This window comes from Desulfocastanea catecholica (genome assembly GCF_054657295.1).
Genome location: NZ_BAAHYZ010000001.1, coordinates 89,880 through 112,672 on the forward strand (window position 1 = coordinate 89,880; position 22,793 = coordinate 112,672).

Below are 22,793 nucleotides of genomic sequence, written 5' to 3' on the forward strand. Positions count from 1 at the left end.
GCCCGTCAGTTAAAAAAGAGAAGGCTGCCGGCTGTTGGCCGGCGGAGCGGTGTCGTCGTCCTGCCCTTTTTCGCCAAAGCCACCGAGATAGAGGTAGCGTTCAAGGCTGCGCTGGTAATCGGTCCAGCTTCGTTCTTTTTTGTCCATTTTCCTTCTCAACTGTTCGGTAATATTCATTTTGGCATCGAGGTCATCAAGAAAACTGAGCATGAACGCCTCGACGGTCATCGGCACGGTGGGAGAACCAAATTCCTGCCGGCCATGATGACTGAGAATGAGATGCTGCAGCTGCTCGAGCAGCTCCTCAGGAAAATTATCAATTTTTCCGGCGGCCTGCGCCACCATTTCACTGCCGATAACCAGATGCCCTTTCAGCCTGCCGCGCACGGTATATTCGACGATCCCCCCTTCCATCTTCAGCTCTTCGAGTTTACCGATATCATGCAGCAGGGCGCCGGTGATAAGCAGCGACCGGTCAACCCCGGCATAGTGTTTCGCCAGAAAATCAGCAATTCCGGCCACCGACAGGGAATGTTCGAGCAGGCCACCGATATAAGCGTGGTGGATGCCTTTGGCGGCAGGCGCCTCCTGGAAGCACGACCACCAGTCGCCTTTTTTAAAAAAATGGTTGAGCAATTTTTTAAAAAAGGGATTGCTCACCCCGAGGACAATGGCCTGGAGCTCATCGGCCATCTCCTGGATGTTTCTCGGCGAGGATGGATAGAAGTGGCCCAGGTCGACCTCCACCTCGGCAACCCGGCTGACCCCGTCGATACGCAGCTGCAGGGAATCACGATACGACTGCACCATCCCCGTCAGCCGTACCACTGTTCCAGGCAGACAAATTTCCTGCAGCGCCGGGACATTTTCCCAGACCGGCCCGGACACTTCGCCGCTCTTGTCCATGACGGTCAATATCAGATACGGCTTGCCTGCCCGGGTCTCACCAAGTTTAACGTTTTTAATGAGAAAGAGGTCTTCAAACCGGTCACCTTCTTTCAGTTTATCGACAAATAATTTTTTTTCCATCATCTCTTCCCATACTCGGTACAGTATTCCCCCAGGCCTTGGTCCGGTCTTCTGTCCATCTCGCCGGCCTCACATGTTTTCCATCCAGTCATAAAATCATAAAAAGGCTGAAGTATACAAGGAATACCCCCAAAATACTCATAAATTCACGGCAAAGGCGGCAAAACACCCGGTCACTGCCTGGAAAATGCGATTTTCCTGCTTGCTGATTTTTATAATCAGTGCAATAATGGCAGATTTCGCTGGGCACAGGCAGCAGCTTAAAAAGCTGCTGTCACCATAAAAACTCCCCCCGAGAGGGAGAAACAATAAGTCGGTGGAAGGACCTCGACGAAATTCTTTTAAAAAAGTTGAAAAGTATTTCAGGGACTCCCCGCCTGCAACCAGGAGTAAAGAGAATGAGGAAACAGATGATCATTTCTGTGATGTCCAAGGACAGACCGGGAATAATTGCCGACATTACCGGGGCGATCTACCAACTCGGCGGCGATGTTGCCGATTTAAACCAGACGGTTCTCTGTGGCTATCTGACGATGATTCTCAGTGCTTCCTTTTCCCCGGAAGTGACCAAAGAAGATCTCCTTGCCGCCATTTCCCATATCAAAACCAGCTGCAAATTTGAAGTGTCGATCAAGGAGCTCACTGCCGAGCAGCAGGAAGAAATTACCGGCCCACCGGAAGAGACCTATATTCTCACCGTGCAGGGGCCGAACAAGACCGGCATTGTCCACGGCATCAGCCTGTTCTGTTACAACCACAATATCAACATCTTTGACCTGGCCACCACCCTGAAAAACGACCAGTACACCATGGCCCTGCAGCTGGATCTGAAACACTGCATCTCGTCGCTTGACACCCTGCAGCAGGAGCTTGAAGAATACTCACAGCAAAGTGGTCTGACCATCATGATGCAACATAATGACATTTTTCAGGTAACCAACGAAGTAACCCTGCACTGAGGAAAGCCGATCATTTTATTCCCGCATCACCCATTGTTACGGGACAGGAGAAACAACGACCATGCTACGTTCCGACCAGATTCTTGCCACCGTCGAGATGATTCAAAAAGAAAATCTCGATGTCCGTACGGTGACCATGGGCATCAGTCTTCTCGATTGTCGAGGGGGTGATGTCGAACAGACGTGCCAGAAAATACACGAGAAAATAGTCGGCTATGCCGGTAATTTCGTGGCGACCTGCGATACAATAAGTAAAAAATATGGTATTCCCATCGTCAATAAGCGTATTGCCGTAACCCCTATAGCCTTTGTCGGGGCCGGCTTTCTTCGCGATGATTTTGTCCGGATCGCCAGAACCCTCGATCAGGCGGCAACAGCGGTCGGCGTTGATATCCTCGGTGGCTTCTCCGCCCAGGTGGAAAAAGGGATGACCAAAACCGACCGGGAATTTATCGCCTCGATCCCGGAGGCCCTGGCCCAGACCGAAAAGGTCTGTTCCTCGATAAATATCGGTACCACCCAGAAAGGCATCAATATGGACGCCCTGGCAATGATGGGTCACACCATTAAAGAGCTGGCGGCAAGGACTGCCGATCAGGGCGGCTTCGGGGCGGCAAAATTTGTCGTTTTCTGCAATCAGCCCGGCGACAATCCGTTCATGGCCGGCGCCATTCATGGCGTGGAAGAAGCGGATGCCGTCCTCAACGTCGGTGTCAGTGGACCAGGGGTCATTGCCCGGGCCCTGGAGCGGCTTATCGAGAAACATCCGGAGCCGGGCAGCCTGCAGCTCGACGAACTGGCCGAGGAAATCAAACAGACCACCTTCCGGGTTACCCGCTGCGGCGAGCTTATCGGCCGCGTCGTCTCTCAATCGCTGGGCATTGACTTCGGCGTAGTTGATCTCTCCCTGGCCCCGACGCCGACTATCGGCGACAGCGTCGGCGAAATCTTCAAGATTCTCGGGGTGGATGCCATCGGCGCCCCCGGCACTACGGCCATTCTCGCCATGCTCAACGACGCGGTAAAAAAAGGCGGCATCTTTGCCAGTAAAACGGTGGGCGGCCTGAGCGGCGCTTTTATCCCGGTGATGGAAGACGCCATGCTCGCCGAAGCGGTGGGTGACGGGTCGCTCTGTCTGGAAAAACTTGAGGCGATGACCTGCGTCTGTTCCGTCGGACTGGATATGATCGCCATTCCCGGGTCGGTTGATGCCGATACCATCTCGGCAATCATTGCCGACGAGATGGCTCTCGGCCTGATCAACTCCAAGACCACCGCCGCACGCCTCATCCCGGTGCCCGGCAAGGAAGTAGGTGACTCTGTCAGTTTCGGCGGCCTTTTCGGGGCAAGCCCGATTATGCCGATTCGAAACATCGGCAAGTCGAGCCGGTTCATCGCCTGGGGCGGCAGAATGCCGGCGCCGATCCACAGTTTTAAAAACTGACCCCGGTAAACGGATAATAAGCCACCGCCCAAGCACCAGTTCTTGCCGTAATCGGGCGGTGTGGATTCTATGATCTCAGCCGCCGGCCGCAGCTGCGGCGGCCTCGTGTAAACGATCAAGCAGGTAAGCGGCCAGTTCCTCATCATTTTCATACATGTCAAAACAGTAGCCGTCCTGGCCGGACAGACCGCCGGGAATGACCTCCCCGCGCCCGGCGGGGTCGGTGATCATGTCCTCGTAAAAACATACCGACAGCCATCTCTCGCTCGGCTCGTCATCAATGACATCAACGATGGCGAAGAGAGCCTTGTCCTTCTGCTTCTTATGCACCGGTCGCATCGAATAGCTCACCCCCGGCCGTGCGGCAAAGGTCAACGTCACGCCCTCAACCGAGGCCAATTCCCGGTAAAATCTCTCGAACCAGTCACGCATCGGCTGGACCTCACCCGGCCAACTGTTAAGAAAAGATTCGATTTCCTGTGCAGCAGTCTGTGCAGCATCCATTTCTTTCCTCCATTGTCAATATGACAAATTTGCACTTCAAACCATCATTTATGTAGTATCATAGAAAGTGTAAACTTTACCGCAAGAACGAACATTTTTTAAGTAATTTCAGCTTCTCTTCCAGGAAAATTCATGCAGATAATCACCGCTCCCTCCAAGACCCAGCAATGTAACGGACGAATATATGCTCAATACACCCAGCCCCTGCTGCTGGACAAGGCAAAAATCCTCATCGACCGGCTCAAGCTGCTCGACCGGGACGAACTCTCCCGGCTGATGCGGACCAGCGAACGGCTGACCGAATCGACCTACCAGCGCATCCACACTTTCACCCTCCCCTTCTCCCCGGACAATGCCAAACAGGCGCTTTTTACCTTTCAGGGAGATGCCTACAGCGCCATACAGGCGGCTGACTACAGCCCGGAGCAATTACGCTATGCCCAAGAGCATCTCTTTATCCTCTCCGGTCTCTATGGCCTCCTCAGGCCACTTGATCTGATGCAGCCGTACCGGCTGGAAATGGGCTGTTCTTTGTCCGTTGCAGGAGTCGATACCCTCTATCAGTTCTGGCGGGAAAAAATTACCGCCAGCATAAACGAGGCCTTTGCAGAAAGCGCTGACAGGGTGCTGGTCAATCTTGCCTCCAAGGAATATGCCAAGGTCGTTGACGAGAGGCAACTACAGGCGCAGATGGTGCATGTCACTTTTCAGCAGAAACACCAAGGCCGACTGCGCACGATTGCCATTCACGCCAAGAGAGCCCGGGGGATGATGATCGATTTTGCCATTACCAACCATATCGATACGGCGGCCGGTCTGCAGGAATTCCGAGACGACGGCTACAGTTTCAGTCGAGAGAATTCAAGCGCGACCAAGTGGTTTTTCGTCAAAAGTGTCTAAGGAGTCTGTCGGATTTTTTATGACCGCTCTTTTCACTCAGAGGATGGTTTTTATCAGCACAAAACCGCCGATCAACAAGACGACAAAACTGATGGACAGGATATTGAAGTAGCGGTCAATAAACCGCTTGATCTGCGGGCCAAATCGCCAGATAAGCCCGGCAACGAGGAAAAACCGGGCGGAACGGGCGAGCAGCGAGACGAGCATAAAGGTAAAAAAGTTCGACTGGACAAAACCAGCGGTGATGGTAAAGAGCTTGTAGGGGATGGGCGTAAATCCGGCCGTGCCGACTATCCAGACATCATACGCCTTGAAATATTGCTGCACCAGACCATATCTTTCCGACAGGCCGTACCAGTCGATAATGGACATACCGATACCGTCCATAAACCAGTAACCAAGGCCATAGCCGAGCCCGCCGCCAAGAACCGATCCGACGGAACAGAGCATTGCATAGCGAAAAGACCTGGCGGGACGCGCCACACACATGGCAATAAGAAAGACATCGGGAGGGATGGGGAAAAACGACGATTCGACAAAGGCGATGAGGAACAGCACCCACTCCCCATGCCGTCCGCTGATCCACTCCATGCACTGATCATAAAGGCGGCGAATAACCCCCGGCGCAACCATCGTTTCACTTACTCCAGCCATGTTCTCCCACCAAGTCGACAAAACGGACACTGGCCAGGGTGGTCACCTCGACCTGCCCTTCTTTTTTTTCAAGCAGCTGCAGCTCCTGCACATGCTGCGTGCCGACCGGGATAATCAAGCGGCCTGGATCAGCGAGCTGTTCGATCAACGGCTCGGGGATCTCCGGACCGCCGGCGGTGACAATAATGGCATCATAGGGTCCATTTTCCGGCCAGCCAATGGTCCCGTCGTCCAGTTTCGACCTGATATTATAGTAGCGCAGCTGATCAAAGATCTTCCTGGCCCCGGCCAGAAGCGAGTTGATCCGCTCCACCGTATACACCTGGCCGCACAGACGGCAGAGGATCGCGGCCTGGTATCCGCTGCCGGTACCAATCTCAAGGACCTTTTCCTTGCCGGTCAAATGAAGCGCCTGGGTCATAAAGGCGACGATATAGGGCTGCGAAATGGTCTGCCCGGCGCCGATCGGTAAAGGATGATCGCCGTAGGCCCGGCCGCGCATCGCGTCATCAACGAAACAGTGCCGCGGCACCTCGGCCATGACGGCAAGAAGACCTTCGTCAATAATATCACGGCGCCGAAGCTGTTCCACAACCATTCGCTCCCGCCCGGTCCGGTACTGATCCATCACTCTTTATTCTCTTGCCAGGAAAAATCATCCGCCCAGCCGAGATCGTCCGCATCCGAGGAGGAATAGACAACCTCGGTGACGATCTTGTTCTTTATCGTTACGACAACCTGCCGGTATTCCGGGGACCCCAGGCGTTTACCGACAAGGGGGGCCTTTTCTAAAAGGGTCATGTGCTTGTCATTGTACAGCCACTCTTCCACGCCCGCAGCCACCTCCCGCTGTTCATCGGGGGGGCCAAGAAAGATCAAGACATCTTCTTCGGTCGACTCGCCAACCTTCAGCAGGGCGACATCGGCGGCGAGATGACGAACCGGCGTGGTGTAACAACCGGAAATAGCCACAAGAGCAAGGAGCAGCAGGAAAAAATTTGTTCGCAAAACCATACAATTCTCCAAAGAGCAGATTATTGTTAAACATCAACAACTCTATAGCCTGTGACTATTTATTTTTCAACGATTAACCCCGGTGGACGGGAAATAAGAGGATTTTTCACCGTAGAAAAGGAGGTTTGGGCAGACAGGAGTGCTCCATGCCGAACACAACCGGCATGGAGCAGAGGTGGGAGACGGGTCGGGATCAGCTCTCGACAACGCGGTTGAGGATCCTGTAGTTCCTCTCGACCATTTCCAGGGGATCGACGACAAGACCCGCCTGGATCATGGCATTATCATGAATCTGCTTGGCCACCTCACCAGCGAAGAGGTCGTCTTTTGTATGCAGCTCGGCCAGTTTGACGATAAGCGGATTCTTGGCATTGATCTCCAGTTTTTTCTTCGAACCCTCCATGCCGGGGATGCCGTGTTCTTTCCTGCCGGCAGACAGAATGCGCTCCATGGTCGAGGTCATGTGGCCACCCGGATTGACGATCATCGCCGGGGCATCAACCAGTCGTTTGGAGACCACCACTTCCGAGACGGTCTTGTCGAGCACCTTCTGCATCCATTTGGTCAGTTCGTCCAGGGCGTCCTTATCCAGCCGATCACTCTCCTCGACACCCTTTTCTTCCTTTGTCTCTTCCTCGTCCTTGCTCAGCGAGAGATCGGCGCTGTCGGCGGACACCAGTTTTTTCCCGTCGAACTCGCCGAGATGACTAAGGACGAAGTCATCGATCGGTTCCATGGTATAGAGAATTTCGATATCCTTTTTGGTAAACATCTCCACATACGGTCCGGCTTCGATCGCTGCCCGGTTCGGGCCGTTGATATAATAGATCTCCTCCTGATCCGGATTCATGCGCAGGAGATAATCGGCCAGGGCAATGGGGGTGCCGTCGGCGGATTTCGACGACTCAAAGCGCAGCAGCCGGCCAAGCTCTTTCTGGTATTCATAATCGGAGGTTACCCCTTCCTTGATATAGATGCCGAAGGTCGACCAGAATTTCTGATATTTTTCCGGCTCCCGGGTGGCCTCTTCATCAAGATACTTCAAAAACCGCTTGGTGATCACCCGACGTAGTTTGGCGACCAGGGCATTGTCCTGCAGGGCCTGCCTGGAGATATTCAGCGGCAGGTCTTCACTGTCGACCACGCCTTTGAGAAAACGCAGCCAATCGGGCAGAATATTCTTCGAATGCTGATCAATAAGAATGCGCTGGCAATAGAGATTGACGCCGGGATCGACCTTGCCGAAGCCAAAAACCTCAAAATTTTCCGCCGGAACAAAGAGCAGCGCATTGATGGCCAGAGGGGCGTCGGCGGAAAAATGCAGGCGGTACATCGGATCGGTTGCCGCATTACCGATAAATTTATAAAATTCGTTATATTCTTCGTCACTGACATCGTTTTTGTTTTTCGTCCAGAGCGCCTGGACGGTATTGATGGTCTCGCCATCGATCTTGATGGGAAAGGAGACAAAGGACGAATACTGCTTAATGATCGAGTTGATTTTCCATTTCTGGGCATAGTCCTTGGCATCGTCTTTCAGTTCGACAATGACTTTTGTACCGCGGTGGAGCCCGCTCATCTCGGTTATGGTAAAGGAACCGGTGCCGTCGGACATCCATTCATGCCCTTCACTCTTGTCCCAGGACCTGGTCTGTACCCGGACCGTCTTGCCGGCCATAAACGCCGAGTAGAAGCCTACGCCGAACTGGCCGATAAGGCTGACATCTTTTTTGGCTGCCTCGACAAGTTCAGCCAGGTAGGTGTTCGAACCGGAATGGGCAATCGTCCCCAGATTGTGCTCCAGTTCACCTTTCGTCATGCCTATGCCGGTATCGGTAATGGTCAGGGTATTCTTTTCTTCATCGAGCTCGATGGTAATTTCCAGCGGCATATGACCATCAAAGACCTCTGTCTCGGTAATGCTGGCGTGGCGAAATTTCTCCAGGGCATCAGCCGCGTTCGAAATCAACTCCCGGACAAAAACATCCCGTTCGGTATAGAGGGAGTTGATCACAATATCGAGAAGTTTCTTCGTTTCCGCCTTGAATTCATAGGTTGCTTTTTCACTTGTCATGTTTTACCTCACATAATGTAGTACGTGGGTACCTGCGCATGACTCTTCCGCGCTTTTTGGCAGAACAGTGTTTTGTGCAGGTACTCATCCCGTTTATCGGGGCTGGAGAGAGAAAAATCCATTTCCCTTTCCATTGATTATTTAGAGAAAGTCGGCCAAAATGGTAAGCATCGATGATAAACTGTCAAGAGCCTGCAACCCCTGGTTGCCCGCCCTTTGCACCGGGTAAAACCCTATGAAAATAATCGCCTTCGGGGATATACATATGGCCACCGCCGAGGTCGAGAGAATACCCGGCATCAAAGAGGCCGACCTGGTGCTCCTCAGTGGCGACCTGACAAATTACGGCGGTGCCAAAGAGACGAAAACCGTTCTTGATGACATCCTCAGAATCAATCCACACGTGCTCGGCCAATTCGGCAACCTCGATAAGGGCGAGGTCAACGAGTATCTGGAGCAGCTGGACATCAACCTGCACGGACAGGCCAGGCTGGTCCGGGGAGAGGTATGCCTGGTCGGAGTCGGCGGCTCGAACTTTACGCCCTTTCGCACCCCGTCGGAATTCCCGGAAAAAGAGCTTGCCGCCCTGGCCGCCAGGGCATTTCGCCAGGGCCAGGAATACATCGCCCTGGCCCAGCCCCTGCATAAACGAAAAATTCCGCTCATCCTCATTTCCCATGTGCCACCCTTTAATACCGCGGTCGACACATTACACAGCGGCAAACACGTCGGCTCGAAAGCCATCCGCGCGGCCATTGAGCACTATCAGCCGGATCTCTGTATTACCGGTCATATCCATGAAGCAAAAGGGCGTGACGCGATTTGCAACACGCCTGTCTATAACCACGGGATGCTCAGACAAGGCGGCTGGGTAACTATCACTGTCAGTCAATCTCAACTCGAAATAACTCTTCAATGAACAGGCAATATCAAACTATTATATTAGGCGGCGGTCTCTCTGGCCTCACCGTCGCCCATAAATTGCGACTGCACCAGCCCAACCACCGTTTTTGCATCCTGGAAAAAAGCGGCCAAACCGGTGGTGTCATTCGCACACACCATGAGCGGGGCTATATCAGTGAAATCGGCCCGCATGGTTTTTTAGACAACTGTACCGAGAGTCAACAGATCCTGGCGGAAACCGGACTCGACCACGAATGCGTTAAAGCGCCGCTGATCGATTTCGTCCGATATGTCTACCTGAACGGCAAACTCAACCTCATCCCGCAGACCCCCGGCAGGATTGTCAGAGCCCCGCTCATTCCATGGTCGGCCAAATTGCGGGTTCTGGCGGAATTGTGGCAACCGCCGCTGGACGGGGAACCAACGGTGGCCAAGTGGGTCAACCATCGTTTTGGTCCGGCGCTGCTCCCTTTTCTCGACGCCGTCTACACCGGGACCTATGCCGGGGATGTCAACCGGCTGACCATCGACAGCGTCATGCCCGGGGTACGGGCGCTGGAAAAAGAATACGGTTCGGTACTGCGCGGCCTTGTGGCCAGGATGTGGCAGAAAAAACGACAGAGAAAGGAAAAAGCCGCCTTCACCATGCCGGCGATGACCAGTTTTCCCTCGGGCATGCAGCGATTACCTGAACGGCTCACCGAAATCCTGACACCTGGTCAGGATCTCCATCTGCACACCACCGTCACCACCGTTGACGCCGACAACGGTGGCTGGCAGGTGCACACGTCCAAGGGGGTGTTCCAGGCAAAAAATGTGGTTTTTGCCCTGCCGGCCAATGGTGCACTGCACCTTCTTGACCGCCTCGACCCGAGCCTGCCGGAAAAATCCATCCCCGAGACCTGGATCGTCAGCGTTGTCTTCGGTTTTACCGATGACACCAGACTCCCGCCCGGTTTTGGCTACCTGACGCCGGAATGCGAACAACGATTCACCCTCGGCTCGCTCTTTTCCTCGAACATGTTCCCCGGCCGCGCCCCCAAAGGTCATGTGCTCTTTGAAACCCTGATCGGCGGCAGAAGGCATCCCGAGCGCCTGGCACTCGACGACCAGACCCTGACGCAAAAGGCCCTGGCCGACGTACGGCAAATCCTCCACCTGAGAGGAGAGCCAGCCTATACCACCGTTCTGCGGTCCAGCGGCGGGATTCCGCAACTGGAGAAAAACTATCCGCGCCTCCTGGCGTGGCGGGAAAATTTCCTGGCGACCCATCCCGGACTGCAGATTGTCGGTTTCGGCTGGGAAGGTATTGGCCTGAACGACATGATGAAATGCGCCAGCCGCGCCGCCGAGGCGGTTCTTGCCGCATCGACCGGCACCCAGCAGGGAGCGGACCTCAAGGGCGTCTATTTTTAAAGTGTCTAGAGCTGCTTGACCTTATTGCTCAAAATCTCCAGCTGCGCATTGACCGAAGTGTCCCGGACCAGCTTGGTAGAGACGACCTTGATGGAGTGCAGCACCGTTGAATGATCACGGTTGAAGGTTTTTCCTATGTCGACCAGGGATTCCTCGGTGTACTTGCGGGCCAGGTACATGGCAATCTGCCGTGGGGTAGTAACGGCCTTTTTTCTCGACTTTGACTGCAGGTCCTTGACGCTTACCTTGAACTGGCCGCTGACCAGCTCGCCGATCATCGCCGCGGTAAGTATCTGGTTCACGCCGATGATCGAGGCCACCACTTCCCGGACAATATCCATGTCCACCTGGCCGCCGGTCAGTCGCGCTCTGGCGCGAACGGCAATGAGCGCTGATTCGATTTTCCGGACATCACCACGAATATGATTGGCCAGATAGCCGACCAGTTCTTCGTCGAGAAAGAGCTGCTGCTGCAGGGCCTTCTTTTCGACAATCCGGTAGCGGGTCTCGACATCCGGAGCTTTCATGGTGGTGACCAGCCCGGAGGTCATCCTCGAGCGAAATTCATTATCGATACCGACCAAATCGCCAGGAGTGCTATTAGAGGTCAGGATAATTCTCTTGCCCGATTTAATCAGGATATCGAGAATATCATTGAGCTCCTCCTGGGTTTTTTTCTTGCCGGTCAGAGAATGGATATCCTCGACCAGGAGGATATCACAATTTTCCTGGTATTTGCGCTTGAAATCATCCATGGTCTTCGTCTGGATGCCGCGAATCATCTCCGCCGCGAACTGTTTGGCGGTCAGGTAGTACAGCCTGGTCATCGGCGATTCGCTATATACCTTATGGGCCACGGCATGGGTCAGATGACTTTTGCCCAGGCCGGTGCCACTATTGATATAGAGGCAAGGGCCAACCAGCCCATCCTCGGCGACCATTGACCGGCAGGCGGACTCGGCAAGAATATTGCAGTCGCCGACCAGAAACTCATCAAAGGTATAACGCGGATGCAGGGCGCGGAATTTTGAAGTGTTGACAGGAACACTCGGCAGCCGCATCTGGGTTGCCGGCGCACTTTTTTTTGTCGAAAAAACGGGTGCATCATTTCGTTTTTTTTCACAAAAAACAATCTGCGTTGCGAGGAGACCATTTTCCTGTAATTTGTCTTCAATCACCGATGAAAAGTTCTGTTTAACATAGGCGCTGAAATATCTATCCGGTCCCGACAGGTAGAATTTATCTCCCTGCAATCGCTCAAACTGGAGTGGCTCTATCCAGAGTTGAAAAACATTATCCGCAAGAGTCTCTTTTAGACTTTCTTTAATTTTCGACCAGACCATAAAAGAATCCTTCACCCTTCGTGACACAATAAATTATTGACGAACAAAACTTCGTTCACCCAGCCGGAACAATGCCCCAGACAATCACTCTGTGGCAATTAGCATACCTAAAATCAAGCAACTTTCAGCTTTTACAAAGCATTTAGTAGAAACATCGAATGCGAATCACCCGATGTGAAGTTTATGGCACGGAATAAACTCTACTTCTTTTTTTCCGTCAAAGACGATTTTCAGATATTTTCAGACGACTTTCCCGAGTTCTCCACACTACCAACAAAATATTGATTTCATAAGAATTTACTATTTCAAAGAGCGCAAGGTCCACGGTTTGCGAGCCTTCCATTCCGGTCCTCTTTTTTTGCGACATCTAGCACCCTTAGATGCTTATCCACAAAGTTATCAACAGTTACACAAAAATAGTTAACTCGATATATCTCAATTTTTTTATATATTACTCACAATATCTCTATTTTTCAAATGTCACCGTGTTGCAGCTTAGTCATATCGCGGGTTTCAGCTGAGACACTTTTTTTTCGAAGAGTTTAATTTTTTTTACCACGACCAGGGTCTGCCACGGTGTGGAACATTGACCCTTGCAAAGGTAAGCACCTTGACTTCGACTGCGCCCTCTTGCAGGATCACCTGGCTGCACTCCTGCACCGTTGTACCGGTGGTGAAAACATCGTCGACCAGACACACCACTGCACCATGAAAATAGCTCGTCGCCCGTGCGTCAAACGCACCTCGTAAATTTCTCCGGCGGGCAGTCCGGCCAAGTTTAGTCTGCGGCACGGTATTTCTGGTTCTTACCAGCCAGTCCGCCTTGATAAGATTCCGCCTGTCTGCAAAAAACAGCCCGGCCAGAACAGCCGCCTGATTGAACCCCCTCCGGCGCAGCCGCTTAAGATGCAGCGGCACGACAACGATCCAATCGACATCGGCAAATTCCGCCATATCGTAGCGGCCGATCAGCTCGGATATACCCGGCAGAACCGACAGGTCGCTGCTATACTTTAATTTATGCACCAGCTGTTGCACTTCCCTTTCGTAGCGCACCACCGACCTGGCGCTCGAGTAGGGCGGAGGACTTTTCAAACATTCACCGCAAAGGGGACTGCAGCCATCTGCGCCACCTACCTCAATGCCACAGATTCGGCATAAAGGAGGTACCAGCCGCCGAAGTCCTGGATAACATCCAGGACAAAAACTTCCCTGTTCATCATGGGACAGCCGCGCGCCGCAGACCGTGCAACCTCGTGGAAATACGATATCCATGCAGCTTTTTATTATACGGGACAGCACCATATTACCTCCTCTGCCTGTATTACTTTTGCCATTCTGCACATCCCCCCAGAAAGAATTCCGCCTCGAGTACCAACAAGAGACTTCGGCACGCATTGACAGTGTACTTTACCCGGCAATTCCCATATTTTTCCCCTCTACTCGTTTGGATCCTTTGCAATTAAGAGGAAACATGGCATAATGCTGTCGCTTTTCATCATGTCGGCTCATCAAAGGGTAACAGCGCATAATGGAGAAGGCAGGTTTTGCCCCTCCGTCTGTCTGTGATTTCATTAACAGGAAGGTTTGTATGACGATATTCAGCAAGATTTTTTTTCACACAGAGGCAAAGCTTGCACCGATTTTCTGTCTGGCATTGTCGTTTTTTCTCCTGCTTGCCGCCTCTCCTGTCCAGGCAGGAAATGCCAAGACCAGTTTTCTCCCTTTGAGCATTAAAAGTCCCGGCGAAATGCGCAGTCTGCAGGAAAAAGCGGACCGCGACCTGCAAGGAGCCCTCGGCCAAACGGACATTTTCTTTCTTTCGCGCAGTGAGGCGGAGAAACTGGCCAACTACCAGGGGAGCTGGCCGCCGCCGGTCAAGGTAATGCAGGAGATAGCGGCAAAGACCGATTCCTATAATCTCGTCACCGGTACGCTTACCCAGATCGGCAGCCAGATCAGCGTGGATATTAAACTTTTTGATCTTCTCTCGCCCGGCAATCCAACCTACTATTATCAAACAGTCGACTCCCCTGATGGCCTGCGGGCAGCCTTCGACACTATTGTCTTTGAAATAACGCGATATACCGAGAAGGAATTCCGCATCGCTTCTCTAGCTCCAGAGGGCAACAAGCGGATAGATTCCGGGGCAATCCTGCGAAAGATAACCACGAAAGTAGGGGATGCGTACGACCAGGCGACCCTCAGAAAGGATCTGAAAGAAATTTATTCCATGGGCTATTTCAACGATGTGCAGATTGACGTCAGTGATACGCCAAAAGGAAAAAAAGTCATCTTCCGGGTCGTTGAGAAACCGGTGATAAAATCGGTTATTTTTACCGGAATGGATGAAGTAAAAGAAGAGGATGTCAAAGGGGCGGCAAACATCAAGGAACATTTTATTCTCAACCCGGCCAAGATCACTGTCGCCGAAGAAGCCATCCGTCAGCTTTATAAGACGAAAGGATTTTATAACAGCAAGGTTATCTCGAAAATCTCTTACCCCAACGATCAGGGAGCCGTTGTTGAGTTCAACATCGATGAAGGGGTAAAGATGTACATTAAGGAGATAAGCGTTGAGGGGAACACCACCTTTGATGACGATGAACTCCTTGATCAGATCGAAACAAGTGAAAAATGGTTTTTGTCATGGCTGACAGAAGGCGGTCTGCTCGATATGAATATGGTCCAGCAGGACGCCGCGCGGATTGTCACCTACTATAATGACCAGGGTTTTCTTGAAGCGAAAATCGGCGAACCGGAAATAAAACAGGAAGAAGAATGGCTCTACGTCAAATTCATCGTCGAAGAAGGCACCCGGTTTAAACTCGGAACAGTCGATTTTACCGGCGATCTGCTGCAAGGAAAAGACGAGATGATGAAGCTGCTGACCATCCAGGATGAAGAATATCTCAGCAGACAGGCCATTCGAGACGATATCCTCAAATTGACCGACTACTACTCCGAGGCCGGTTTTGCTTTTGCCGACATCAGGCCGATTGTCAAAAAGACCCCGGCCGGGGATCACATGGATGTTACCTTTGATATCCGCAAGAACAATCTGGTCTATATCGAACGGATAAGCATCAGGGGGAACAGCCGTACCCGTGACAACGTCATCCGGCGGGAACTGCTTATCGCCGAGGGCGGGGTCTTCGACTCGAAGGCCTTGCGCGAGTCCACTCAGGCCCTGCAGCGGCTGACCTATTTTGAAGAGGTGAACATCATCCCTGAACCGTCGCTCAACCCCGACCGCATGAACGTCATTGTCGAGGTCAAGGAGAAGAGTACCGGAAACTTCAGTATCGGTGCCGGTTTCAGTTCAGCGGACAATCTCATTCTGATGGGACAGATTTCCGAGAACAACTTCCTCGGCCGGGGTGACACCCTGTCGCTCAGCGCCAATATCAGCAGCTCAAGCTCGAGATACAATCTGGGATACACCAATCCCCATCTCTATGATTCCGCCCTTTCCTGGGGACTGGACCTGTTCAGTACCGAACGTGAATACGATGACTACACCAAGGAGTCCGTGGGCGGTGGTATCCGTATCGGCTATCCGATATTCGGCAAATGGAAGGTCTTCGGCAACTACAGCTATACCGACACCGATCTGACCGATGTGTCGGAGAATGCCTCGTATATTATCCAGGAGTCCGTGGATCTGCATATTACCAGCGCCGTCAAGATGTCCCTCGTCCGCGACACCCGGAACAGACTCTACGGCGCATCGAAGGGTTCCAGGAATGTGCTCAGTGTCAAATATGCCGGCGGCCCACTAGGCGGTGACGCCCAGTTTACCAAGGTGGAAGGCTCTTCCGGCTGGTATTTCCCCATGCCCTTGAAAACCGTGTTTCATGTCGAGGGATCAGCCGGCCAAGTCTTTGAAAACGAAGACGATAAGCTGCCGGTTTATGAACGTTTTTATCTCGGTGGCCTCAACTCCGTGCGTGGCTTTGAGTACGGCAAGATCAGCCCGATTGATCCGATCACCGGCGAGCGGATCGGTGGCGACAAGATGTGGTATACCAATGTCGAGCTTATTTTCCCCCTGATGGAAACCCAGGGTCTGCACGGTCTGGTCTTCTATGATGCCGGCCAGGTAATGGACGATGACGAGAACTGGGGCGAGGTCAACGACAATATCAAAAATGCCGTCGGCCTCGGCATACAATGGCTCTCACCGATGGGCCCGCTCAGCGTTGTCTGGGGATTCAATCTTGATCCGCTCGACGATGAAGACGACGCGGTGTGGGATTTCAGCGTAGGCGGCACTTTCTGATTTTTTGCCGCCAATACTTTTTTTTCTGCCGGTTATGTCACCATAACCGGCACTTTTTTGGTAACCGTTCACCAGCACCCCATTTTCGCCCGATCAGGCCACCTCACAGAGCATACTATAGCTCGGCGGCCTGCCTGAACGAACCTGGAGCACTGGATAAACGGTTCCAGATCCGGGTTATGCAGTCTCTTGATGTATACCGGTGCACGATTACCTTTTTTTCATGATACACGATACCCTTACATCGCTCTTGCACGACCCGGGGAGCATTACCGTATCCGGACTCCGCGGAGCAAGCCCGGCATGGCTTGCGGCAGCCGTGGCCAAGCAGCACAGCTGTTGCTGCATTGTTCCGGACGAGCATTTACTGTCAATTTTTGACCAGGATCTGCACCTTTTTACCGACCAGCAGGTTCTCCCCTACCCCGGTCACGAAATTCCGCCCTATACCCCGCTGTCGCCGGACCAGCGGACTACTGCCGCCAGGCTCTCAACACTCTATCGCTTAAAACAGGGCGCAGGCGGCATCATGGTCACCTCGATCGAGGCACTGCTGCGCCGCATCATGCCGGCGAAACTGCTCACCAGTGTTGCCGAGTACCTCATGGCCGGAGAGGATTGCGACCAGGACGACCTCCTGCAAAAGCTCGCCTACCTCGGCTATGACAAGGTTGCCCTGGTCCAGTCGGTCGGGGATTTTTCAGTCAGGGGCGGCATCATTGATATTTATCCGCCGCCGTTCACCATAGAAGCCGGCCTGCTGCATGAAGGTCCGATCCGACTCGATTTTTTCGGCGACACCATCGAATCCCTGCGCTCCTTTGATCCGTTTACCCAACGTTCCACCGGAGACATCAGCGAGGCGACACTGCTGCCGGTCACCGATCTGCTCTTTGACTACAGCTCGGATGCGAGCCGTAAAAAACTGACAAAACTTTTTGCCCAGCAGGGTGAGACATACAATTGGAACAGCGAAGAAACCGCTCGCCTCATGGAACTGACGAACAGCGGACGGCGATTTGCCGGCATGGAATTTTTCCTGCCGCTGTTTTTCCACGACCAGAGCCCGCCCAGCTCCTCGGTGCTTGATTTCCTGCCCAGCGACACCGTGGTGCTGCTCCTCGACCCGGAAAGCATCCGGCAGAGCAGGGACCTCACCTACGAGCGTATTTTTTCCAATTACCAGACCGCCACGGACACGGCCGCTCCTGCCCTGCCGCCCGAGCAACTTTTTGTCGGCAGAGAAGAACTGGAACGCCAGCTTGACGGCTTCAGGCAACTGCTGGTCAGCGATTTTCCCCGCGGCAATGAACGTCTGCTCAGCGTTTCTTCCAGCAATCATCAGCTCCTGAAACAGGATATTTCCCTGAAAAGGACGAAAACGGGCCTCCTCTCGCCCCTGTCCGAACAGATTTTTCAGTGGCGGAAAACCGGTGAAACGGTGATCGCCTGCTGCCGCTCCTCGCGTCATACCAAAAACCTGGCCGAGCTCCTCGGCAAACATAATCATCAGATCGAATTTCTACCGTCGCCGCTTGACCTCGAGCAGCTGCACAGCACACTCGATGCCGAGACACTCTACCTCTGCGACCACCCTTTATCAGCCGGGTTTTCCCTCGTGGAAGACAAGATGCATCTCTTGTCCGAGAGTGAACTGTTCGGCGAGATGCGACTGGGCGGAAAGGCGAAAAAGAAACAGCAGGGCGAACCGCTTCGTTTCAGCGAGCTGAGTGACGGCGACATTGTCGTCCACCGCGATCATGGCCTGGGTGCGTATCGGGGGCTGAGCACCATCGAATTTCAATCAGTGATCAACGACTTCGTGCTCATCGAGTATCGCGACGGCGACAAGCTCTATCTGCCGGTTGACCGGCTCAACCTGATCAGCAAATACCAGGGGCTGTCCGACCGCCAACCGAAAATCGATAAACTCGGCACGCAGAATTGGAAGACGACCAAGGCCAAGGTGAAGGAAGAGGTATGGAAGGTCGCCCAGGAACTGCTTGATATCTACGCGAAAAGAGAAATCAGAGAAGGGAGGCGCTTTTCCCCGCCCGGACAGATGTTCCATGAGCTGGAAGAATCCTTTGCCTTTGACGAGACGCCCGGACAGGAAAAATCGATCAACGATGTCATCCAGGATCTGACCAGTGACCGGCCCATGGACCGACTGGTCTGCGGCGATGTCGGCTACGGCAAGACGGAGGTGGCCGTACGGGCGGCCTTCAAGGTGGTCGAGGACGGCTACCAGGTGGCCATCTTAGTACCGACCACCGTGCTCGCCGAACAGCACGCCAAGACCTTTGCCGAGCGGCTGCAGGGTTTTCCAGTCACCATCGGCTGCCTGAACCGGTTCCGCAGCACTGCCGAGCAGCGGGCCATTCTGAAAGATCTGCACAGCGGCCGGGTGGATATCGTTATCGGCACGCACCGCCTGCTCTCCAAGGATGTCACCTTTCACAATCTCGGTCTGCTGGTCATTGACGAAGAACACCGCTTCGGGGTCGCCCACAAGGAAAAGCTGAAAAAAATGCGCGCCGAGGTGGATATCCTCACCCTCACCGCCACGCCGATCCCGCGCACCCTGCAGATGTCGCTGTTGTCCATTCGCGATCTGTCGGTCATTTCCACCCCGCCGGAACATCGCCAACCGGTGAAGACCTTTGTCGCCCGCTACGATGAGCTGGTCATCAAGGAGGCCATCAACAAGGAACTGCGGCGGGGCGGACAGATCTTTTTCGTGCACAACCGGGTCAAATCAATCCACCAGATGGCCGCCCTCATTCAAAAGCTGGTCCCCGAGGCGAAGATAGCCGTGGCCCATGGCCAGATGGCCGGCAAGGAACTCGAAGAGATCATGGTCTCCTTCGTCCAGAAAAAGATCAACGTCCTGGTCAGCACGACCATCATTGAGTCCGGGCTGGACATCCCCTCGGCCAATACCATTGTCATCAACCGGGCCGACATGCTCGGTCTGGCGGAAATCTATCAGCTGCGCGGCCGGGTCGGCCGCTCCAGCACGCAATCGTTCGCCTACCTGCTGGTCCCCTCGCTGGACAGCCTCAGCAAGGATTCGCGGGATAGACTCCGCGCCCTCATGGACTGCAACGAATTGGGCGGCGGCTTCAAGCTGGCGATGAGTGATCTGCAGATACGCGGCGGCGGCAATCTTCTCGGGGTCTCCCAGAGCGGTAATATCGCCGCCATCGGTTACGAGCTCTATCTTGATCTGCTGCAGAAAACGGTGGCCGACCTGAAGGCCCAGGCGATAAGGACGGAGCAGGACAGCAGCACCGATGATGTTGACCCGGAGGTCAACCTGCAGCTGTCCGCCTATATCCCGGAAAGGTATATACCCGATATCAGCCAGCGCTATATCACCTATAAAAGAATGGCCGCCCTGAACACCGCCCCGGCGGAAATGCAGCTCGATCTGGAGGATGAGCTCGTCGACCGTTACGGACCGCTGCCGGTGGAGACGGTCACTCTGTTGCGCATCATTCGTCTGAAAAAAGACCTCGCCGCCCTGCGCATCAGTAAACTGGAACAGGGCCGGGACAGTCTCGTTTTTACCTTTCAGGGCGATACCCCGCTGACTCCGAACATGCTGCTGCACTATCTGCAGAAAAACAGCGGCAGAAAAAACCACATTGCCCCGAAACTGACTCCGGACAGTCGCCTGGTTATCGGCGGCCGCCTGTCTTCCATGGAACATGTCTTCGACACAATCACCGCGACTCTTCATGAACTCACCGCACTGGTTCAAACAACCGCCTGAAGTACCGCAACAGATTCCCATCGACTTTTCCTGGCAGCGGATCGACTGCGTCTTTCTTGATATGGACGGCACGCTCCTCGATAAATATTACGACGACTATTTCTGGGAGCATTTTGTCCCGGAGAACTACGCCGAGAAAAACCAGGTCGATATCGCCGCAGCCAGGCAGCTGCTGCTGACCACCTATCAAAGCGTGGAAAACACCCTGCAGTGGACCGATCTGGATTACTGGTCGGACCGTCTGGGTCTGGACATTGTCTCCTTAAAGAAGGAGATCAGCCACCTGATCCAACTTCACCCGCATATTATCGATTATTTCGAATACATGCAGAGAATCGGCAAAAAAATCTATCTGATCACCAACGCCCACCCCAAGACGCTGCAGATAAAAATGGCCGAGGTAGGTCTCGAACAGTGGTTTGCACGGATGATCTGCTCCCAGGAGGTTGGACTCGCCAAAGAACAGCCGGAATTCTGGGACAGACTGCAGCAACTGTTACCCTATGAGAAAGAGCGGACGCTTTTTGTCGACGATACCGAAAAGGTGCTGCATTCGGCCAGAATCTCCGGCATACGCCATCTGGTCCATATCGCCAAGCCCAGTTCCCGGCTTCCGGTGAAATTTTCCAGCCGGTATCAGTCAATAGCCACCTTTGCTGAACTGCTGTTTTAAAAGAGAGAAAGAGACCGCAACCGAGCTGCTCGGCAAATTGCAATGATTCCTGAAGATGCATACCATTACACATGGCGGATAAAACAACGATCGGCTGCCTGGTAGGCAGTCAAAATCACACCACAAGGGAGAACGAAACATGAAAAATTTCATTTTATTTTTGCTGCCGCTCATCACCATCAGCCTCAGCTCCTGTGCCAATTACAGCAAGGGCCAACAGGGTATGGCGGTAGGTGGCGCAAGCGGGGCGCTCATCGGCCAGGCCATCGGCAGCAATACCGAAGCAACTCTGATCGGCGCGGCGGTGGGCACGCTGCTTGGCTATATAGTCGGTAACGAGATGGATAAATTTGACCGGCAACAACTGAATCAGGCCTACGAATATGGACCATCCGGCCAGGCAACCACATGGCAAAACCCCGACAACGGCAACTATTACCAGGTCGTGCCACAGCCGGCGTACACCCCGCCGCAGCAGCCGCAAACCTACTGCCGCCAAGCGGAAATTCTGGCGACCATCGACGGCAGAACGGAAAAAACCTATACCACCGCCTGTCGCAACAGTGCCGGTCAATGGGAATTACAAAATTAACTTCACGGCATGACGACCTCCTAACCGGCACCGGTTGGGCAATGTTGATCATCCAGCGGGGACGGGATATGCAGGAGATAACAGAAAAATGGGCATTATAGTCGCCTACACCCTATTGGCACTTATATTTCTCGCTTTGTCATCCGGCTTATACAAACCAAAAAGATGGCACGATTTAAGTGACAGGCATGTTAAAATTCTGAAAATCGGCTGTTTTTTTGGTTTCCTGGTTATCATGGCAAATTTAGTCGGTAAATTCCTCTAAGGTAAAGCGCAGCAGGCATCGGCTTGAAAAGTGTTAACTGTAGGTCCAGCAGATTTCTCTAAGACTTCCCGTTCGAAATGTACTTTTAAAACCAGGAAAATCATGACAGACACTTTGTGGAATATGCCCCCCAATAAACCTAAAGCCATGATGCTTGCCAAACGTCAATTGGCAGAATTGGTATGCGATGCTGTAAATTTAGAAGGCATTCACTTTACTCTGCCCGAGGTGCAAACCCTATTAGAAGGAATTACTGTTGGCGGACATAAAATCTCAGATCAACAAATAGTCTTGAACCAAGCTAATACATGGAAAAGTATCTTTAAATTGGTAGAAAACAATCAATTTGATATTTCCATGGAACAAGTCTGTAGCCTTCATCGAATCGCCGCTAAAGAAGAGGCGTTGGAATGGGGAAAATTCAGAACCGGTGGAGTTACCATCGTCGGCACGGATTATATGCCGCCATCGGCAGATGTATTGCCGGAATTTTTCGAAAAAATGGTCGATGATGCTGCAAAAATAATTGATATTTATGATCGGGCGATCCATTACTTTCTGACAATGGCCAGATGCCAATTTTTTTATGACGTCAATAAACGTATGGGTCGTTTTATTATGAATGGAATTTTGCTCAATCACGGATATCCAGCCATTAATCTGTCCGCAAAGAGACAGTTGGAATTTAATCAACTGATGCTCACTTTTTATCAGACAGGTATACAACAACCAATGAATACTTTTTTACGCTCATGCCTGGATGAACGAATTATTAAAATCATGAAAGAAGAATAAGGTTGGCGGGCCACGACAGGCCACCGCCAAACCCAAACGTCATCATCGTTTTTTAATCCGCAGTAACTTTCCTTAACCCCTTGCCATTTTTTTTCGACAATCAATATGGTCTCATTATTCCGTAGCAGGAACGTGAGCATGGCGGGTTTTGCCCTGCTTCTGGCAGTC

18 protein-coding genes are annotated in these 22,793 nt (G+C 52.8%); 10 read left to right on the forward strand and 8 right to left on the reverse strand.

What is annotated here, in order from left to right; all coding sequences use genetic code 11:
- Positions 1-9 precede the first annotated feature (9 nt).
- Positions 10-1,029 carry a 3'-5' exoribonuclease YhaM family protein gene (locus ACYQ8U_RS00405; RefSeq protein WP_459943522.1) on the reverse strand — a complete coding sequence of 340 codons (1,020 nt, stop codon included), beginning with the start codon at positions 1,027-1,029 and terminating at the stop codon, positions 10-12.
- A gap of 398 nt (positions 1,030-1,427) precedes the next feature.
- Between ACYQ8U_RS00405 and ACYQ8U_RS00410 the strand changes: the two genes are divergently transcribed.
- The gene (locus ACYQ8U_RS00410; RefSeq protein WP_459943523.1) at positions 1,428-1,988 is read left to right on the forward strand and encodes a glycine cleavage system transcriptional repressor; all 561 of its coding nucleotides are present in this window, start codon (positions 1,428-1,430) and stop codon (positions 1,986-1,988) included.
- A 61-nt stretch (positions 1,989-2,049) separates the two neighbouring features.
- Positions 2,050-3,432, forward strand: coding sequence for a PFL family protein (locus ACYQ8U_RS00415; protein ID WP_459943524.1), 1,383 nt, complete (start codon positions 2,050-2,052; stop codon positions 3,430-3,432).
- 75 nt (positions 3,433-3,507) lie between these two features.
- Here ACYQ8U_RS00415 and ACYQ8U_RS00420 read toward each other — a convergent pair whose 3' ends face one another.
- Positions 3,508-3,936 (reverse strand): hypothetical protein, encoded by a 429-nt coding sequence (locus tag ACYQ8U_RS00420; protein WP_459943525.1) that lies wholly within the window; start codon positions 3,934-3,936, stop codon positions 3,508-3,510.
- Positions 3,937-4,068: 132 nt separating this feature from the next.
- On the opposite strand from ACYQ8U_RS00420, the gene yaaA reads away from it, so the two are divergent.
- The gene (gene yaaA / locus ACYQ8U_RS00425; RefSeq protein WP_459943526.1) at positions 4,069-4,836 is read left to right on the forward strand and encodes a peroxide stress protein YaaA; all 768 of its coding nucleotides are present in this window, start codon (positions 4,069-4,071) and stop codon (positions 4,834-4,836) included.
- A 36-nt stretch (positions 4,837-4,872) separates the two neighbouring features.
- Here yaaA and ACYQ8U_RS00430 read toward each other — a convergent pair whose 3' ends face one another.
- The 4 genes from ACYQ8U_RS00430 to htpG form a co-directional block, all read right to left on the reverse strand.
- Complete coding sequence (locus ACYQ8U_RS00430; RefSeq protein ID WP_459943527.1) at positions 4,873-5,490, reverse strand: YqaA family protein; 618 nt, start codon at positions 5,488-5,490, stop codon at positions 4,873-4,875.
- On the reverse strand, positions 5,474-6,118 hold the full coding sequence (locus ACYQ8U_RS00435) for a protein-L-isoaspartate(D-aspartate) O-methyltransferase (RefSeq protein WP_459943769.1): 645 nt from the start codon (positions 6,116-6,118) through the stop codon (positions 5,474-5,476). The genes ACYQ8U_RS00430 and ACYQ8U_RS00435 overlap by 17 nt, the downstream gene beginning before the upstream one ends.
- Entirely contained in the window at positions 6,118-6,504 is a 387-nt protein-coding gene (locus ACYQ8U_RS00440) for a hypothetical protein (RefSeq protein ID WP_459943528.1), read from the reverse strand. Before ACYQ8U_RS00440 ends, ACYQ8U_RS00435 begins: the two co-directional genes overlap by 1 nt.
- A gap of 193 nt (positions 6,505-6,697) precedes the next feature.
- Positions 6,698-8,578 (reverse strand): molecular chaperone HtpG, encoded by a 1,881-nt coding sequence (gene htpG, locus ACYQ8U_RS00445; RefSeq protein ID WP_459943529.1) that lies wholly within the window; start codon positions 8,576-8,578, stop codon positions 6,698-6,700.
- Positions 8,579-8,813: 235 nt separating this feature from the next.
- Here htpG and ACYQ8U_RS00450 point away from each other — a divergent pair, with 235 nt between their 5' ends.
- Positions 8,814-9,497: a metallophosphoesterase family protein gene (locus ACYQ8U_RS00450; RefSeq protein ID WP_459943530.1), complete on the forward strand. Its 684-nt coding sequence runs from the start codon at positions 8,814-8,816 to the stop codon at positions 9,495-9,497.
- Positions 9,494-10,897 (forward strand): protoporphyrinogen oxidase, encoded by a 1,404-nt coding sequence (gene hemG / locus ACYQ8U_RS00455; RefSeq protein WP_459943531.1) that lies wholly within the window; start codon positions 9,494-9,496, stop codon positions 10,895-10,897. The genes ACYQ8U_RS00450 and hemG overlap by 4 nt, the downstream gene beginning before the upstream one ends.
- A 5-nt stretch (positions 10,898-10,902) precedes the next feature.
- On the opposite strand, the gene dnaA is transcribed toward hemG, so the two are convergent.
- Both dnaA and ACYQ8U_RS00465 read right to left on the reverse strand, forming a co-directional pair.
- The gene (gene dnaA / locus ACYQ8U_RS00460; protein WP_459943532.1) at positions 10,903-12,240 is read right to left on the reverse strand and encodes a chromosomal replication initiator protein DnaA; all 1,338 of its coding nucleotides are present in this window, start codon (positions 12,238-12,240) and stop codon (positions 10,903-10,905) included.
- 552 nt (positions 12,241-12,792) lie between these two features.
- Positions 12,793-13,545 (reverse strand): ComFC family protein, encoded by a 753-nt coding sequence (locus ACYQ8U_RS00465; protein WP_459943533.1) that lies wholly within the window; start codon positions 13,543-13,545, stop codon positions 12,793-12,795.
- 286 nt (positions 13,546-13,831) lie between these two features.
- On the opposite strand from ACYQ8U_RS00465, the gene bamA reads away from it, so the two are divergent.
- The 5 genes from bamA to ACYQ8U_RS00490 all read left to right on the forward strand — a co-directional run bounded on the left by bamA (position 13,832) and on the right by ACYQ8U_RS00490 (position 22,625).
- Complete coding sequence (gene bamA / locus ACYQ8U_RS00470; protein ID WP_459943534.1) at positions 13,832-16,522, forward strand: outer membrane protein assembly factor BamA; 2,691 nt, start codon at positions 13,832-13,834, stop codon at positions 16,520-16,522.
- A gap of 223 nt (positions 16,523-16,745) precedes the next feature.
- The gene (gene mfd / locus ACYQ8U_RS00475; RefSeq protein ID WP_459943535.1) at positions 16,746-20,300 is read left to right on the forward strand and encodes a transcription-repair coupling factor; all 3,555 of its coding nucleotides are present in this window, start codon (positions 16,746-16,748) and stop codon (positions 20,298-20,300) included.
- Positions 20,266-20,973: a GMP/IMP nucleotidase gene (gene yrfG / locus ACYQ8U_RS00480; RefSeq protein WP_459943536.1), complete on the forward strand. Its 708-nt coding sequence runs from the start codon at positions 20,266-20,268 to the stop codon at positions 20,971-20,973. Before mfd ends, yrfG begins: the two co-directional genes overlap by 35 nt.
- A gap of 139 nt (positions 20,974-21,112) precedes the next feature.
- Positions 21,113-21,565, forward strand: a complete 453-nt coding sequence (locus ACYQ8U_RS00485) for an RT0821/Lpp0805 family surface protein (protein ID WP_459943537.1) — start codon at positions 21,113-21,115, stop codon at positions 21,563-21,565.
- Positions 21,566-21,932: 367 nt separating this feature from the next.
- Positions 21,933-22,625 carry a Fic family protein gene (locus ACYQ8U_RS00490; RefSeq protein WP_459943538.1) on the forward strand — a complete coding sequence of 231 codons (693 nt, stop codon included), beginning with the start codon at positions 21,933-21,935 and terminating at the stop codon, positions 22,623-22,625.
- The last annotated feature ends 168 nt before the right edge of the window (positions 22,626-22,793 follow it).